The sequence below is a fragment of the Curtobacterium sp. PhB130 genome (assembly GCF_003755165.1).
Taxonomy (GTDB): domain Bacteria; phylum Actinomycetota; class Actinomycetes; order Actinomycetales; family Microbacteriaceae; genus Curtobacterium.
Genome location: NZ_RKII01000007.1, coordinates 695,120 through 711,213 on the forward strand (window position 1 = coordinate 695,120; position 16,094 = coordinate 711,213).

The window sequence follows — 16,094 nt, forward strand, 5'->3', positions numbered from 1 at the left end:
GAGCCACCGTGACCGCCGCACTCGTCGTGAACTCCGGATCGAGTTCGTTCAAGTACCAGCTCATCGAACTCGAGGGGGAGCGCACCCTGGCGTCCGGACTCGTCGAGCGGATCGGTGAGTCGAACGGCGCCTGGAAGCACACGAACGCTCTGACGGGGGAGTCGTCCTCGAACGACGCCGCGTCGGTGCCGGACCACGCTGCCGGGTTCCAAGCGATGATCGACGCGTTCGCGAAGGTCGGGCCGTCCTTCGACGAGCACCCGCCGGCGGTCGTCGGACACCGCGTCGTGCACGGCGGGACCACCTTCGACACGGCCACCGTCGTCACCGACCAGGTCGAGCAGCAGATCGACGACCTGTCGAGCCTCGCGCCGCTGCACAACCCGGCGAACCTCGAGGGGATCCGCGCGGCGAAGCAGGTCTTCTCCGACGTGCCGCACGTGGCCGTGTTCGACACCGCGTTCCACCAGACGATGCCGCCGCACGCGTACACCTACGCGATCCCTGCGGACCTCGCCGCGAAGTACGGCGTCCGCCGGTACGGCATGCACGGCACCAGCCACAAGTACGTCTCCGAGCAGGCCGCGGTGTTCCTCCAGCGTCCGCTGTCCGAGCTGAAGACGATCGTGCTGCACCTCGGCAACGGTGCGTCCGCCGCGGCGATCGACGGCGGTCGCTCGATCGAGACCTCGATGGGACTGACCCCGCTCGAAGGGCTCGTGATGGGGACCCGCTCCGGCGACCTCGACCCGGCCGTCCTCATCCACCTGCACCGCGAAGCCGGACTGTCGTTCGACGAGCTCGACGACATGCTCAACAAGCAGTCAGGGCTCCTCGGGCTGACCGGCAACGGCGACATGCGGGACGTCCAGGCGAACGCGATCGACGGCGACGAGACGGCAGAGGCGGCGCTCGCCGTGTACCGGCACCGGATCCGTCGCTACGTCGGGGCGTACACCGCGCAGCTCGGCGGGCTCGACGCCGTCGTGTTCACCGCGGGCGTGGGGGAGAACAACGCGCTGCTGCGTCGGCGGGTCCTGGCGGGCCTCGGGCACCTCGGGATCGAGGTCGACAACGACCGCAACGAGCTGCATTCGAAGGACGCCCGGCTCATCTCGACGGACTCGTCCCGGGTCGCGGTGCTCGTCATCCCCACCAACGAGGAACTCGAGATCGCCCGGCAGTCCGCCGCGGTCGCGCTGTAGCGGGCGGGGCGGGCGGGGCGGGCTGGCGCTTGCGCGGAGAGGTCCCGGAAAGCGACAGTGCTGCGACGTCTGACCGCCGCGAACTGTCGCTTTCGCCGAGTACTTCCCGCGCGCTGGTCAGCCGAGGGCGCCGAGGGCCGCCGGGATCGGGGTGTTGCCGCTCGTCACCTCGAACTGCGCGCTGAGGGCGGTCTCGTCGAGGAGCGCGTGCATCACGACCGCCGCCACGTCGGCGCGGGGAATCGAACCGCGCGGGACGGTCGTGCCGACGGTGACGGTGCCCTGCGGCGGGGTGTCGAGGAGGCCACCCGGGCGGACGATCGTCCACCGGAACCGCCGCGACCGGATGCTGGCGTCCGCTTCGGCCTTGGCACGCAGGTACACCTGGAACACGGCGGCGTCGTTCTTCGCCGGGACGACGGCGAGCTCCGGGTCGTACGCGTCCGCACCCATCGCGGAGATCATCACGTAGCGGTCGATGCCGAGGCGCACGGCGGCGTCGGCGAGCAGGATCGCCGCGTCCCGGTCCACCGAGAGCTTCCGCTCGGCGCCGCTGTTCGGCCCGGCCCCGGCGGCGAACACCACGGCGTCGACGCCACGGAGCCGGAGCGCGAGCTGGTCGTCGTCGAGCTGCTCGAGGTCGGCGACGATCGCGGTCGCACCGGTCTGCTCCACGTCGGAGACGTGGGCGGGGTTTCGGACGATGCCGACGGCTTCGTGTCCGGCGTCGACGATGAGACGGGCGAGGAGGAGGGCGATCTGGCCGTGTCCTCCGGCGATGGCGATCTTCATGTGTTCGATGATGCTCCTCGTGTCCGGTAGACTCTTCCGCGGCTCCTCACGTGACGCCATCCAGGCCAACTCCCCCAGGGCGGAAACGCAGCAAGGGTAACCGGGCTCTGGCGGGTGCGTGAGGAGTCTTTTTCGTTGTGCGGGTGACCGGGGCAGCGCTGATCCACGCGGGGTGCGTGAGGAGTCTTTTCGTTGTGCGGGTAACCGGGGCAGCGCTGATCCACGCGGGGTGCGTGAGGAGTCTTTTCGTTGTGCGGGTAACCGGTTCCGCTGCGGGAGAGTTCCGGACGGCGGTGTCGGCGGTCCCGGCTACCCTTGTCGCGTGGTCACCGCCCTGTATCGCCGTTACCGGCCTGAGAACTTCGCCGAGCTCATCGGGCAGTCGCAGGTCACCGACCCGCTCCGCACCGCCCTCCGGACCAACCGGGTCAACCACGCGTACCTGTTCAGCGGGCCGCGTGGCTGTGGCAAGACGACCTCGGCGCGCATCCTCGCGCGCTGCCTGAACTGCGCAGAGGGGCCGACCGACACCCCGTGCGGCGTCTGCCCGAGCTGCGTGGAACTCGCGCGCGGCGGCAGCGGCTCGCTCGACGTCATCGAGATCGACGCCGCCAGCCACAACGGTGTCGACGACGCGCGTGACCTCCGCGACCGCGCCGTGTTCGCCCCGGCGCGCGACCGCTACAAGATCTTCATCCTCGACGAAGCGCACATGGTCACGCCGCAGGGCTTCAACGCGCTGCTCAAGCTGGTCGAGGAACCGCCGGAGCACGTCAAGTTCATCTTCGCGACGACCGAGCCCGAGAAGGTCATCGGCACGATCCGGTCGCGCACCCACCACTACCCGTTCCGGCTCGTCCCGCCGGCCGTGATGCTCGAGTACGTCGAGCAGCTCTGCGGGCAGGAGTCCGTGTCCGTCGCACCGGGTGTGCTGCCGCTCGTCGTCCGTGCCGGCGGCGGGTCCGTCCGCGACACCCTGTCCCTGCTCGACCAGCTCATCGCGGGCAGCGAAGACGGCGCGATCGCGTACGACCGTGCCGTCGCGCTCCTCGGCTACACGGACAGCGCGCTCCTCGACGACGTCGTCGACGCGCTCGCCGTGGCCGACCCGGGTTCCGCGTTCGCGGCGATCGACCGTGTCGTGCAGACCGGCCAGGACCCGCGGCGCTTCGTCGAGGACCTCCTCGAGCGTCTCCGCGACCTCATCGTCGTCGCCGCCACGAACGAGAGCGCCGGCGCGGTCCTGCGTGGTGTGTCCCCGGAAGAGCTCGACACGATGACGCGGCAGGCCGGGGTCTTCGGCGCGAACGGGCTCTCCCGCGGTGCCGACATCGCGAACCGTGCCCTCACCGACATGACCGGAGCGACCTCGCCCCGGCTGCACCTCGAGCTGATGATCGCGCGGATGCTCGTCCCCGAGGCGGACGACACCCAGCGCGGCGCACTCGCCCGGGTCGAGCGGCTCGAACGCCGCGTGGGCGTCGGCGACGCCGGTGGGCACCACGAGACGGCGCCGTCTCGTCCAGTCGAGTCGACGCAGTCGGCGCGCACGGCTCCTGCGGCGCAGGCACCGTCGCCGATCGCAGCCACGGCACCGCGAACCCCGGCGCAGACGACGTCCGCGCAGGTTCCGGCGGCCCAGGCACCGGTGACGCCCGCGCCGACGGTCAACGCCCCGGCCACGAACGCCCCGGTCACGAACGCGCCGGCGACGAACGCCCCCACGAAGAACGCCGCGCAGGACGCAGCAGCCTCCTGGGCGGCCGTCGCGCCGAGCGCTCCCGAAGCCCCGGAGAGCCCGGAACGCCAGCAGCCGGCTCCGGAACGGACGACGTCCGAGCCGAGCGAGCACGCGGCGGCGTCCTCGACCGGGCAGGGCACCGTCATCGGTTCCGAGCCCGTCGTGCAGCCGATCGCCGCAGTCGGGCTGCAGCAGATGCGGGACACCTGGCCGCAGGTGCTCGAACACGTCCAGCGTGCCAAGCGCTCCGCGTGGACCGTGGTCGTGACGGCGCAGGTCACCGCGCTCCGCGACGACGTGCTCACGCTGACGTTCCCGAGCCAGCAGGACGTCGCCTCCTTCAAGGAGATGTCCGACCCGACCACGAGCGTCAGCGAACTGGTGCGCGCCGCGATCCAGGACCTCCTCGGCTTCCGGGTGAAGTTCGTCGCGCGCGGCCCCGGTGGTCCGGGGGGAGCAGGCCAGCAGCGTCCGGCCGTCCCGCAGAACGACGCCCCGAGCCAGCCCGCGCCACAGCAGGCCGCGCCGACGACGACCGCGCCGACAACGACGGCGCCGAGCCAGGACGCCCCGGTGACGGCCGCGCCGGATCAAGCCGCGCTGACGCCGGCAGCTGCAGACCAGGCGCCGCCGCGCCAGTCCGCCGCGCCCGAGGACGCGCCGAAGCAGGACGCACCGAAGCAGGACGCACCGAAGCAGGACGCGCCGAAGCAGGACGCACCGAAGCAGGACGCACCGAAGCAGGACGCGCCGCAGCAGCCCGCGCCGAGCCAGGCCGCGCCGAACTCGGACGCGCCCCAGCAGGACCGTGCGCCCGCACCGGAAGCACCGGCCCCCGCGCCGAGCACCTCCTCGGGTCCCGTCACCGAGTGGGCCGTCGCCACGATCCCCGCGACCGACCCCACCGCGGGCGCCGTGCCGGACGACGTGGAGCCCACCTGGGCCGCACCGATGGGCTCGACCGCCCCCGGCGACACCGTCGCTCCCGCGGGTGCACCCGCCCAGACCCCGGTCCCGACCTCGGGCCCGGTGGCCGACGTGCAGGCGGCGATCGACGCCCTGCAGGCCGGCAAGCGCCCGGCGCAGGCTGCACCGCCGGCGCGGGACGAGCCTCCCGTCCCGGTCGACGACTACCCGCTCGACGACGCACCGTTCGACGACGGCGCCCCGTTCCCCGATCCCGGCCCCGGCGGCGGCGCCCCCGCGCCGACGCAGCCAGCGCATCAGCAACCTGCCCAGCAGCAGCAGCAGCAGCAGCAGCCTGCCCAGCAGCAGCAGCAGCAGCAGCAGCAGCAGCCGGCCCGGCAGCAGCCGCCGGCCCAGCAGCAGCAGGTCCGCCGCGCCCCGGTCCCCGGCCGCTACGGCGAGGCCGTGGTGCGTGAGATCCTCGGCGCGCAGTTCATCGAGGAGACCTCCCTGAGCGAGGGCAGCTGATGTACGACGGCATCGTCCAGGACCTCATCGACGAGTTCGGCCGCCTCCCCGGCATCGGCCCGAAGTCGGCGCAGCGCATCGCGTTCCACATCCTCCAGAACGAGTCCTTCGACCCGTCCCGGCTCTCCGAGCTCCTCGCGGACGTCAAGGAGCGGGTCCGCTTCTGCGAGATCTGCGGCAACGTGACCGAGTCGGAGCGCTGCAGCATCTGCCGCGATCCCCGCCGCCAGCCGGCCACCATCTGCGTGGTCGAGGAAGCGAAGGACGTCGCCGCGATCGAGCGCACCCGCGAGTTCCGCGGGCTGTACCACGTGCTCGGTGGCGCGATCAGCCCGATCGACGGCGTGGGCCCGGACGACCTCCGCATCCAGCAGCTGATGACGCGTCTGGCCGACGGCACCGTGGAAGAGGTGATCATCGCGACCGACCCGAACCTCGAGGGAGAGGCCACGGCGACCTACCTCAGCCGGCTGCTCGTCCCGATGGGCATCCGGACCACACGTCTCGCGTCTGGCCTGCCGGTGGGCGGCGACCTGGAGTACGCGGACGAGGTCACCCTCGGTCGTGCCTTCGAGGGCCGCCGGCTCGTCGGCGGCTGAGGCAGCGCCGACACCAGAGCAGGCGCCGAGCCGAGGACCCCACGCAGGATCGTTGCGTGCGGGGCCGCTCAGACGCAACATCCCCGAAACACCGTCTACGATTGTCGAAGCCGCGCTCGGTCGCGGACCCGTCCTCCAGGAGTACCCGCCCGTGGCCTTGATCGTGCAGAAGTTCGGTGGATCGTCCGTCGCGGACGCCGAGAGCATCAAGCGCGTCGCCAAACGGATCGTGGAGACGAAGAAGGCGGGCAACGACGTCGTCGTGGCGGTCTCCGCGATGGGTGACACGACCGACGAACTCGTCGACCTGGCGCACTCCGTCACGCCGATCCCGGCCGGCCGTGAACTCGACATGCTCCTCACCGCGGGGGAGCGTATCTCGATGGCGCTGCTCGCGATGGCGATCAAGAGCCTCGGGGTCGAAGCCTCCTCCTACACGGGCAGCCAGGCGGGCATGCTCACCGACGCGCAGCACGGCAAGGCGCGCATCGTCGACGTCACGCCGAAGCGTGTCCGTGAAGCACTCGATGCCGGGCACGTCGCGATCGTCGCCGGGTTCCAGGGCTTCAACCGCACGACGGGGGAGATCACCACGCTCGGCCGTGGTGGCTCCGACACGACCGCCGTCGCCCTCGCCGCCGCGCTCGACGCCGACATCTGTGAGATCTACACCGACGTCGACGGCATCTTCTCCGCCGACCCCCGCGTGGTGCCGAAGGCGCGCAAGATCGACCGCATCACGAGCGAGGAGATGCTCGAGCTCGCAGCGTCCGGCGCCAAGGTCCTCTACATCCGTGCCGTCGAGTACGCCCGTCGGCACGGCGTCACCCTCCACGTCCGCTCGTCGTTCAGCAACGCCGAGGGCACCATCGTCTACAACCCTGCGAAGGGGGAAACCGTGGAAGAACCGATCATCACCGGCATCGCCGGAGACCTCTCCGAGGGCAAGATCACCGTGGTCGGCGTGCCCGACCAGCCGGGCAAGGCGGCCGAGATCTTCACGATCGTGGCCCGCTCCGGCGCGAACATCGACATGATCGTGCAGAACGTGTCGGCGGCGTCGACCGGGCGCACCGACATCTCGTTCACGCTGCCGAAGGACCAGGGCCAGAACGTCCTGACCGCGCTCGGCGTCGCGAAGGCGGACATCGGCTTCGAGAGCATCCAGTACGACGACCAGATCGGCAAGCTCGCCCTGGTCGGTGCCGGCATGCGGACGAACGCCGGTGTGTCCGCCGAGCTCTTCCGTGCGCTGCACCAGGCGTCGATCAACATCGAGATGATCTCCACGTCGGAGATCCGCATCTCGGTCGTCACCCGCGCCGACACCCTCAACGACGCGATGCGCGTCGTGCACGAGGCGTTCGGCCTCGACGCCGACAACGAAGCCGTCGTGTACGCCGGCACCGGCCGCTGAGCCGACGAGAGCAGGAGCACCCATGTCCGACCTCACCATCGCCGTCGTCGGCGCCACCGGCCAGGTCGGCGCCGTGATGCGCCGTCTGCTCGAGGAGCGCGCGTTCCCCGCCACGACGGTCCGCTTCTTCGCGAGCGCCCGGTCCGCCGGCACGACCCTGTCCTTCCGCGGGCAGGACATCGTGGTGGAGGACTCCGAGACCGCCGACCCGGCGGGCATCGACATCGCGCTGTTCTCGGCCGGCGCCACCGCGTCCCGTGCGCTGGCGCCGAAGTTCGCCGCTGCCGGTGCGCTCGTCATCGACAACTCCAGCGCCTGGCGGATGGACCCCGAGGTCCCGCTCGTCGTCAGCGAGGTCAACCCGCACGCCATCGACCAGGCGGGCAAGGGGATCATCGCGAACCCGAACTGCACGACGATGGCGATCATGCCGGTCCTGAAGGTGCTCGACGCCGAGGCCGGTCTCCGTCGTCTCGTCGCCACCACGTACCAGGCGGTCTCGGGCTCCGGTCTCGCCGGCGTCGACGAGCTCCTCGGACAGGCCAGGGCCGCGCTCGAGCAGGACACGGCACGTCTGACCCACGACGGTTCCGCGGTGACCTTCCCGGACCCGGTGAAGTACGTCCGCCCCATCGCGTTCGACGTCGTCCCGCTCGCGGGCAGCATCGTCGAGGACGGCCTGGGCGAGACGGACGAGGAGAAGAAGCTCCGCAACGAGAGCCGCAAGATCCTCGAGCTCCCGGACCTGCTGGTCGCCGGCACCTGCGTCCGCGTGCCGGTGTTCACGGGGCACTCGATCTCGGTGCACGCCGAGTTCGCCGAGCCGCTGTCCGCTCGGCGCGCCACCGAGATCCTGGCGAGCGCCCCCGGTGTGGAGCTCTCCGACGTGCCGACCCCGCTGCAGGCGGCCGGGCAGGACCCGACCTTCGTCGGCCGGATCCGTGCCGACCAGTCCGCGCCCGAGGGGCACGGTCTGGCGCTGTTCGTCAGCAACGACAACCTGCGGAAGGGTGCGGCGCTGAACGCCGTGCAGATCGCCGAGGTCGTCGTCGCACGTCGCGCGGTCGCGGCGTAACCACCCGACCGACGGGAGGCCCGGTGCCAGCTGGCACCGGGCCTCCCGTCCGTTTGTTGGGAGCGTCGACGACGCGACGCCAGTAGGATCGTCGGGTGGCAGTGAAGCAGGTGGACCCCATCGACGTCGTCCTCGTCGGGGGAGGGATCATGAGCGCGACGCTCGGTGCGATCATCCACCGGCTCGAGCCGAGCTGGAAGATCCGCGTCTACGAGCGGCTCGGCAGTGTGGCGCAGGAATCCTCGAACCCGTGGAACAACGCGGGGACCGGGCACTCCGCGCTCTGCGAGCTGAACTACACGCCCGAGCTGCCCGACGGCCGCGTCGAGATCACCAAGGCCGTCAACGTCAACGAGCAGTTCCAGGTGTCCCGCCAGTTCTGGTCGTTCCTCGTCGAGACCGGCACGCTGCCCGACCCGAAGAGCTTCATCAACCCGACGCCGCACATCTCCTTCGTCTGGGGTGCGGAGAACGTCGAGTACATGCGTGCCCGGTACGAGGCGATGAAGGACCACCCGCTCTTCGCCGGCCTCGAGTTCAGCGACGACGCCGAGCAGATCCGGAAGTGGGCGCCGGCGCTCATCCCCGGTCGCAAGAAGGATCAGCCGATCGCGGCGACGTACTCCGCAGCCGGTTCGGACGTCGACTTCGGGTCCCTCACCCGGCAGCTGTTCGACCAGCTCGAGGTGGACGGCGTCGAGTTCGAGCCGAACCACCAGGTCACCGCGATCAAGCGTGGCAAGGAGTTCGACGGCTGGGCGCTCGAGGTCCTCAACGAGGTCGGCCGGTCGAAGCAGAAGATCGCGGCGAAGTTCGTGTTCGTGGGCGCCGGTGGCGGTGCCCTGCAGCTGCTGCAGAAGTCCGGCATCCCGGAGATCCGCGGGTACGGCGGCTTCCCGGTGTCGGGCGAGTTCCTCCGCACCGACGACCCCGAGGTGGTGCAGAAGCACTCCGCGAAGGTCTACGGCAAGGCCAGCGTCGGCGCTCCGCCGATGTCGGTGCCGCACCTCGACACCCGCATCGTCGACGGCAGCGCGTCCCTGATGTTCGGTCCGTACGCGGGGTTCAGCCCGAAGTTCCTCAAGCAGGGCTCGATGCTCGACCTGTTCCGCTCGATCCGCCCGCACAACCTGCGCCCGATGCTCAGCGTCGCGTTCTCGAACTTCGACCTGGTCCGGTACCTCGTCGGTCAGCTGCTCGCCTCGAAGTCGACGAAGTTCGACGCCCTGCGGGACTTCATGCCCGCTGCGCAGCCGGAGAACTGGCACAAGATCATCGCCGGGCAGCGGGTCCAGGTCATCAAGCCGGACAAGGACAAGGGCGGGGTCCTGCAGTTCGGGACAGAGGTCATCACGGCTGCGGACGGGTCCATCGCGGGTCTGCTCGGCGCGTCGCCGGGGGCCTCGACCGCGGTGCCGATCATGCTCGGGCTGCTGCGGAAGTGCTTCCCGGACCGGTGGGACCGCTGGGAAGACGCCGTCCGCGTGATGGTGCCGACCTACGGCCAGGACCTCGGCGAGGACGCAGCGCTGGCGGACGCCACGCTGGAGCGCACGGCGAAGGTGCTCGGCCTGCACCACTGACCCCGTGGTCGTCTTGCGCTCTGTTCGAACGTGTGTTCGAATGAGGGCATGCGATGGGACGGGCAGGCGATCGACGCGTCGGGGGCGGACATGCTCCCGGGGCTCGAGTCGAACAGCGGGTTCGTCCGGAGCGTGACGACGCCGGAGTTCGCCGGTGTGACCTTCCACGAAGTCCTCGCGAAGTCGGCGCTGAACCGTGTCGGCGCGATCGACGGTGGCACGTGGGGGATGACGATCAACCCGTACCGCGGCTGCTCGCACGCCTGCGTGTACTGCTTCGCACGGCCGACCCACACCTACCTCGAGTTCGACGGCGGCTCGGACTTCGACCAGCAGATCGTCGTGAAGACCAACGTCGCCGACGTCCTGCGGCGTGAGCTCGCGAAGCCGAGCTGGGACCGGCACCCCGTCGCGCTCGGGACCAACACCGACCCGTACCAGCGGGCCGAGGGGAAGTACCGGTTGATGCCGGGCATCATCGCGGCCCTGGCGGAGTCCGGCACGCCGTTCAGCATCCTGACCAAGGGGACGCTCCTGCGGCGGGACATCCCGGCGCTGGTGGCAGCGTCGAAGGTGGTGCCGGTCGACCTCGCGATGTCGATCGCGGTCTACGACGACGAACTCCAGCAGTCCGTCGAACCGGGCACCCCGACCACGACGGCGCGGCTGGCGACGGTCCGGGCCGTGCGGGACGCCGGTCTGTCGTGCTCGGTGTTCCTGATGCCGGTGCTGCCCTACATCACCGACACCACGGCGCACCTCGACGACGCCATCGGCCGCGCCGCTGCGGCCGGTGCGACGAGCGTGATGTACTCGGCGCTCCACCTCAAGCCGGGCGTGAAGCCCTGGTACATGGACTGGCTGGCGCGGACCCACCCGGACCTCGTCGCGCGGTACCGGGCGATGTACCTCGACAACACGTACCCGCCGAAGGACTACCGGCGCTGGCTCGGGGAGCGGGTGCGGCCGATCATGCGGGCGCACGGGGTCGGGCTCGGCCGTGTCGATCCCGCGACGGGGTCGATGGGGTTCAGCCAGGGGAGCGGCCCCGGGACGGACCCTGCGTCGGGTCCCGGGAGCGATCGCGCCGCGGGCATCTCGCCGCTCAAGCGCGCAGACCGGACATGGGACGCCCGCCACGACGGACGGACCGCCGCCCTGCGGCCCGCCGCGCGTGCGGGCATCACGAACGGCGTGCCCACGCTGTTCTGAGGACCCGTCGGTCCGCGTTCGGGGGACACCGGACCCCGTCCGTGGCCGGTATCATCGACTCTGTCGTCGCCCGGTGCCCGATCCGGGGTACACGGCCTCTCCGTTGGTGGTTTGATCGTGGGCGGCGCCTCCTGGCTCCCCGGAAGGACCACCACCGTGCTCGGCATCCCCACGCACCTCGCTCCGCGAGTGAACGCGTGGTCGACGGTCCGGGCGTTCCACGCGGCGGCGATCGGCTCGCTCGGCGCCGCGGTCGTCGCGCTCCTGCTCTTCCGGATCGCCGACCCCGACGTGCACGTGATCGGTGCCGTCGCCGCGCTCCTCCCGATGCTCGGCATGATCGGCGTGCACGTGCAGTTCGGCACCTGGCGATCCGCGGTGGCCTTCCTCGTCGTCGGCGGGGTGTGCGCCTGGTGGTTCGCGCTCGTGGTCGCGCGGGAGATCCCCGAGCCGTGGGCGACGTCGTACCTGATGTCCCTGGTCGTCGTGCCGCTGGTCCTCGTGGGCGGTGCGGGTGCGGTGCCCGGACGGGTGGTGCTCTGGTCCATCGCCGGCTTCGGGGTCGGGCGACTCGCGACGACGATCGCGAACATCCAGTCCGGCGACTCGTACCACCCGCTCGTGCTCGCCTGGGTGACCCTGGCGTTCGTGGCGGCCATCGTGCTCGCGGCCGGACGGAGCACGGCGCGGTCGCAGCGCGTCCAGCCGGAGCTCCTGCGCTCCGCGCGGGAAGAGCACGTGTCCGCCTACCGCGCCGGCGTCGAGGCCGAGGCCGCCGCGATCCTGCACGACACCGTCCTCAACCACCTCGGCGCGATCGCGCTCGCCCCGGACGGTCCCATGGACGAACAGCTCGCCCGCACGGTCGAGGCCGACGTCGCGATGCTCACCGGCAAGGAGTGGCTCGCCGCCGAACCGGCCGGGGCCACGGGTGCCGCGGTGCACGCGTTCGAGCACGTGGTCGAGGAGCACCGGGCACTCGGCCTCGACGTCACGGTCACCGGCGACCCCGCCGCGGTCGGACGACTCGACCCCGCGGCGGTGACGGCACTGGTGCGCGCCGTGGGGCAGTGCCTGGCGAACGTCCGGAAGCACGCCGGGACCGACTCGGCCGAGGTGAGCGTGTTCGACGACGGTGTCGCCTGCACCGTGATGGTGGTGGACGACGGCCGTGGGTTCGACGAGCAGGAGACCGGTGCGGACCGGATGGGGCTCCGCAACTCGGTGCGGGAGCGCATCGGCCGTGTCGGCGGTGACGTGCAGGTGTGGTCTTCGCCCGGCACCGGGACCAGCGTGATGATGTCCGTGCCGTACCCGGCGCTGACCGGTTCGGTGCCGACGGCCGGCCACGGCGACGGAGCGGCATCGTGACCGGGCGGACCGCCCAGCAGTACGACCCCCTCGGCGTGATGGGGTCCCGGCCGCTGGCCGTCGTCCTCGGCGCCGTCGGCCTGGTCTGGGCGATCGCCGTGTCCGTCTTCGACCGCGACGTCGTCGGCAGCCCGACGCTCAGCGCGCTCACCGTGCTGTTGCTCGCCGCCTCGACCGCGGTGGTCGTCACGGCCTCGAGCCCGTTCCGCGCCCCGTTCCCGCGATGGGCGTTCGCCGCGCACGTCGCCCTGCTCGCGGTGGCCGCCGTCACGAGCGTCGCAGCGCAGTGGGGCCCGGACCGCAGCGCCCTGAACGACTTCATGTCCCTGCTCACCGCGACCGGCATCGTCATGGTCGCGCCGTACCGGCCGTGGGGCGACCTGGTGGTCGGCGGCGTCGTGCTCGCGGTGGTCGACGGCGTGGCGTGGGGGCTCGCGGCGTCCGTGTTCCCGCACGACGTCCCGCTGTCGGTCTCGGCCTTCCTCGCGGCGGCGCCGACGCTCGTCCTGACCGCCGCGTCCGGTGTGTTCGCGTGGACCTTCGCCGGCCTGGCCGAGCGTGTGCAGATCCGCGCCGGCTCGTACTCCGTCGAGCGCGCGGAGCGTGACGGCATCGCGGCGAGCGTGCAGCAGGACCGCTCGACGATCCTGGCGCGGGACGTCGCCCCGTTCTTCGCCGAGCTCCGCACCCGTGAGACCATCACCGACGCCGACCGTGCCCGTGCCCGTGCGATCGCGGACGGCATCCGGCGCGTCATGGTCGCCGACGCCGACCGGACGTGGTTCGAGCATGCGGTCCGGGTCGAAGGCGGCCCGAGCGCCCGGGTCGACGACCCCGACGGCCTCATCGCGACGCTCGACGCCGACCAGCGCACCGTGCTCCGCACCTTCGTCCGGGCGGTGCTCCGCGCCTCCACCGTCGACCCGGCGGGCTTCTCCGCCGCGGTCACACGGGGCGTCGACACCGGCCCAGGGGACGCGGCCGGCCGCCGGGTCTCGGTCGCGTTCGACGTCGCCGTCGCGGACTCCGACATCGGCATCCACCGGACGTTCGACCCCTACTTCGCCGTCCTCCGCGTCACGTTCCCCGACCTCGACGTCTCCGTCCGACCATCCTCCCTCGCACTAAGGTTCTCGTATGACCAGCACTGACCCGAACAGGCTGACGGAGGGCTCGCCCGCCCTGCCGAACCCCGGATCACGCCGGGTGCGTCTGGCCATCCTCGACGACCACGAAGTGCTGCTGGACAGCCTGTCGAGCTGGATCGCCGTGAACGCGTTCGACTTCGACCTGGCCCTGACCGCGCACTCCTGGCTCGAGATGGTGCACAGCGACAGCTTCCCGACCGACCTGGTGTTCCTCGACTTCCAGCTCAAGGAACCCGTCTCGATCGAAGCCCGTGTCCGCACCTGCCGCGCCGCCGGTGCGAAGGTCATCGTGCTCTCCAGCCTCGACACCCGCGAGTCCCGCGACCGTGCCCTCGCGGCCGGTGCTGCAGCGTTCCTGTCGAAGTCCCTCCCCATGCGTGAGGTGATGGACGTCGCCCGTGACGTCATGGGCGTCGAGCGGGAGACCCCGTCGCAGCGCGAGTGGCGCCCGCTCCCGACCGGTGCGACGGCGCACCAGCGGCCGAAGCTCAGCCACGGCGAGGAAGAAGCGCTCCGCCTGTACGTCTCGGGCTACTCCACGAACGAAGTGGCATCGCAGATGAACGTGCAGTACGAGACCGCGAAGACCTACCTGCGGCGCGTGCGTGAGAAGTACGCCAAGGTCGGTCGTCCGGCGTCGAAGAAGTCCGATCTGATCCGTCGTGCGGCGGAGGACGGCTTCCTCTCCTAGTGGCGAAGCTGTACTTCCGCTACGGGGCGATGAACAGCGGCAAGAGCACCGGGCTGCTGCAGGCCGCGTACAACTACGAGGAGCGCGGGCACCGGGTGCTCCTCGCGAAGCCGTCCGTGGACACCAAGGGCGACCGCGAGATCGTGTCCCGGCTCGGCGTGACGCGGCAGGTCGACATCGTGTTCGCCGCCGAGGACGACGTCCGCGCGGCCGTGACGGCAGCGGGCGCCCGGGATCCCGAGTCGGAGCGGCTCGACGGCATGGTCCGCTCGGTGAGCTGCGTGCTCGTCGACGAGGCCCAGTTCCTCAGCCCGCGCCAGGTCGACGACCTGCTCCGCATCGCGGTCCTCGATGAGGTCCCGGTGATCGCGTACGGCATCCGCACGGACTTCCGGACCGAGGCGTTCCCGGGCAGCCGGCGGCTCCTCGAGCTCGCGCACTCCCTCGAAGAGCTCAAGACGATCTGCCGCTGCGGCCGCAAGGCGGTCTTCAACGCGCGGAAGGTCGACGGACGGTTCGTGTTCGACGGATCGCAGGTCGCGATCGACGGCGTGGACGTGGAGTACGAGTCGCTCTGCGCGAACTGCTACCTGACGGAGTCCGGCGGCCGGCTCGACGGCGACCTGGCCTGACGGACTCGGCCGCGCCTGACGGGCCCGACCTGACGGACCCGGCCTGGCCTGACGGGCCTGACCCCGGCCTCCCGTCCGGGTCGACGCACCACGGAATGAACGCCGGCCGGGCGGCGTTGGCGAGGACATGAGCGACGCATCCGTGCACCTGTCCGTCCTCGACCTGGCCACCCGTGAGTACGGCCAGTCCAACACCGAGGCCCTGCAGGGCTCCATCGACATGGCGGTGCACGCCGAGAAACTCGGCTACGAGCGCTTCTGGGTCGCCGAGCACCACGGCATGCCGGGCATCACCTCGTCGGCTCCCGCCGTGCTCCTGAGCGCCGTGGGCGCCGCCACGAACACGATCCGCATCGGCTCCGGCGGCGTGATGCTCCCGAACCACGCGCCGCTCGTCGTCGCTGAGCAGTTCGGCACGCTCCGTGCGCTCTACGGCGACCGCGTCGACCTCGGACTCGGCCGTGCGCCGGGCACCGACGGCGCGACCGCGATGGCACTCCGCCGCACCGACCGGCTCGACGTCGACGACTTCCCCGAGCGGCTGGCGGACCTGATCGGGTTCTTCACCGGGATGGACGCGGAGAACCCGCTCTCCCGCATCCGTGCCGTGCCCGGCTACGGGGACGTCCCGGAGTTCTGGCTGCTCGGCTCCTCCGGCTACAGCGCTCAGGTCGCGGGTGCGCTCGGCATCTCGTTCGCGTTCGCGCACCACTTCGCGTCCGACAACACCGAGGCGGCGCTGGCGCTCTACCGGGACTCGTTCCGGCCCTCCCGCTTCCGCTCGGAGCCGAACGCGCTCATCGGCGTGCAGGTCGTCACGGACGAGGACCCCGCGGTGATCGAGGAACAGAGCGCCCCGGGGATGATCTCCTTCATCCGGATGCGCCAGGGTGCGAAGCCCGAGCCGGTCTCGATGGAGGAGGCGCGGGCCTACGAGTTCTCCGACCTCGAGCGCCGGTTCATCGCGGCCCGCACCGAGCGACAGGCGTACGGCTCGGCCGACCAGGTCGCGGACAAGATCAACGCGCTGGTGGAGTCCACGGGCGCGAACGGCGTCATCGTGGCGCCGGGCGCAGCGCAGGCGCGGTACCGGCACCAGGCGCTCGACGTGGTCGCGTCGCTGCACGAGGCGGGTCGTCTCGTGCGGCCGTCCGTCGCGGTGGGCTGACGCCGGGGCTGACGCCGGCGGCGTGG

Annotated in this window: 13 protein-coding genes and 1 other RNA gene; 13 read left to right on the forward strand and 1 reads right to left on the reverse strand. The window is 71.3% G+C overall.

Features of this window, described 5'->3' with window-relative positions; all coding sequences use genetic code 11:
• Positions 1–8 precede the first annotated feature (8 nt).
• Positions 9–1,205, forward strand: coding sequence for an acetate/propionate family kinase (locus EDF24_RS09150; protein WP_123656035.1), 1,197 nt, complete (start codon positions 9–11; stop codon positions 1,203–1,205).
• Between the two features lie 117 nt (positions 1,206–1,322).
• Here the strand turns inward: EDF24_RS09150 and EDF24_RS09155 are convergent, their stop codons facing one another.
• A complete protein-coding gene (locus EDF24_RS09155) occupies positions 1,323–1,997 on the reverse strand; it encodes an NAD(P)H-binding protein (protein ID WP_123656036.1) in 675 nt (224 codons plus the stop codon).
• A 37-nt stretch (positions 1,998–2,034) separates the two neighbouring features.
• Here EDF24_RS09155 and ffs point away from each other — a divergent pair.
• The 12 genes from ffs (at position 2,035) to EDF24_RS09215 (ending at position 16,068) form a co-directional block, all read left to right on the forward strand.
• An RNA gene (gene ffs / locus EDF24_RS09160) (signal recognition particle sRNA small type) lies at positions 2,035–2,131 on the forward strand.
• 188 nt (positions 2,132–2,319) lie between these two features.
• Positions 2,320–5,172 carry a DNA polymerase III subunit gamma and tau gene (locus EDF24_RS09165; RefSeq protein WP_123702342.1) on the forward strand — a complete coding sequence of 951 codons (2,853 nt, stop codon included), beginning with the start codon at positions 2,320–2,322 and terminating at the stop codon, positions 5,170–5,172.
• Entirely contained in the window at positions 5,172–5,771 is a 600-nt protein-coding gene (gene recR, locus EDF24_RS09170) for a recombination mediator RecR (RefSeq protein ID WP_123656038.1), read from the forward strand. Before EDF24_RS09165 ends, recR begins: the two co-directional genes overlap by 1 nt.
• A gap of 151 nt (positions 5,772–5,922) precedes the next feature.
• Positions 5,923–7,188 (forward strand): aspartate kinase, encoded by a 1,266-nt coding sequence (locus EDF24_RS09175; RefSeq protein WP_123656039.1) that lies wholly within the window; start codon positions 5,923–5,925, stop codon positions 7,186–7,188.
• 22 nt (positions 7,189–7,210) lie between these two features.
• Positions 7,211–8,263, forward strand: a complete 1,053-nt coding sequence (locus EDF24_RS09180; protein WP_123702344.1) for an aspartate-semialdehyde dehydrogenase — start codon at positions 7,211–7,213, stop codon at positions 8,261–8,263.
• Positions 8,264–8,358: 95 nt separating this feature from the next.
• On the forward strand, positions 8,359–9,846 hold the full coding sequence (locus EDF24_RS09185) for a malate:quinone oxidoreductase (protein WP_123656041.1): 1,488 nt from the start codon (positions 8,359–8,361) through the stop codon (positions 9,844–9,846).
• 48 nt (positions 9,847–9,894) lie between these two features.
• On the forward strand, positions 9,895–11,058 hold the full coding sequence (locus EDF24_RS09190) for an Rv2578c family radical SAM protein (protein ID WP_123702346.1): 1,164 nt from the start codon (positions 9,895–9,897) through the stop codon (positions 11,056–11,058).
• A 156-nt stretch (positions 11,059–11,214) separates the two neighbouring features.
• Positions 11,215–12,429: a sensor histidine kinase gene (locus EDF24_RS09195; protein WP_123702348.1), complete on the forward strand. Its 1,215-nt coding sequence runs from the start codon at positions 11,215–11,217 to the stop codon at positions 12,427–12,429.
• Positions 12,426–13,580 (forward strand): hypothetical protein, encoded by a 1,155-nt coding sequence (locus EDF24_RS09200; protein ID WP_123702350.1) that lies wholly within the window; start codon positions 12,426–12,428, stop codon positions 13,578–13,580. Before EDF24_RS09195 ends, EDF24_RS09200 begins: the two co-directional genes overlap by 4 nt.
• On the forward strand, positions 13,567–14,268 hold the full coding sequence (locus EDF24_RS09205; protein WP_243698407.1) for a response regulator: 702 nt from the start codon (positions 13,567–13,569) through the stop codon (positions 14,266–14,268). Before EDF24_RS09200 ends, EDF24_RS09205 begins: the two co-directional genes overlap by 14 nt.
• Positions 14,268–14,900 (forward strand): thymidine kinase, encoded by a 633-nt coding sequence (locus EDF24_RS09210; RefSeq protein ID WP_123656045.1) that lies wholly within the window; start codon positions 14,268–14,270, stop codon positions 14,898–14,900. The genes EDF24_RS09205 and EDF24_RS09210 overlap by 1 nt, the downstream gene beginning before the upstream one ends.
• A 127-nt stretch (positions 14,901–15,027) precedes the next feature.
• On the forward strand, positions 15,028–16,068 hold the full coding sequence (locus EDF24_RS09215; RefSeq protein WP_123702352.1) for an LLM class flavin-dependent oxidoreductase: 1,041 nt from the start codon (positions 15,028–15,030) through the stop codon (positions 16,066–16,068).
• Positions 16,069–16,094 lie beyond the last annotated feature (26 nt).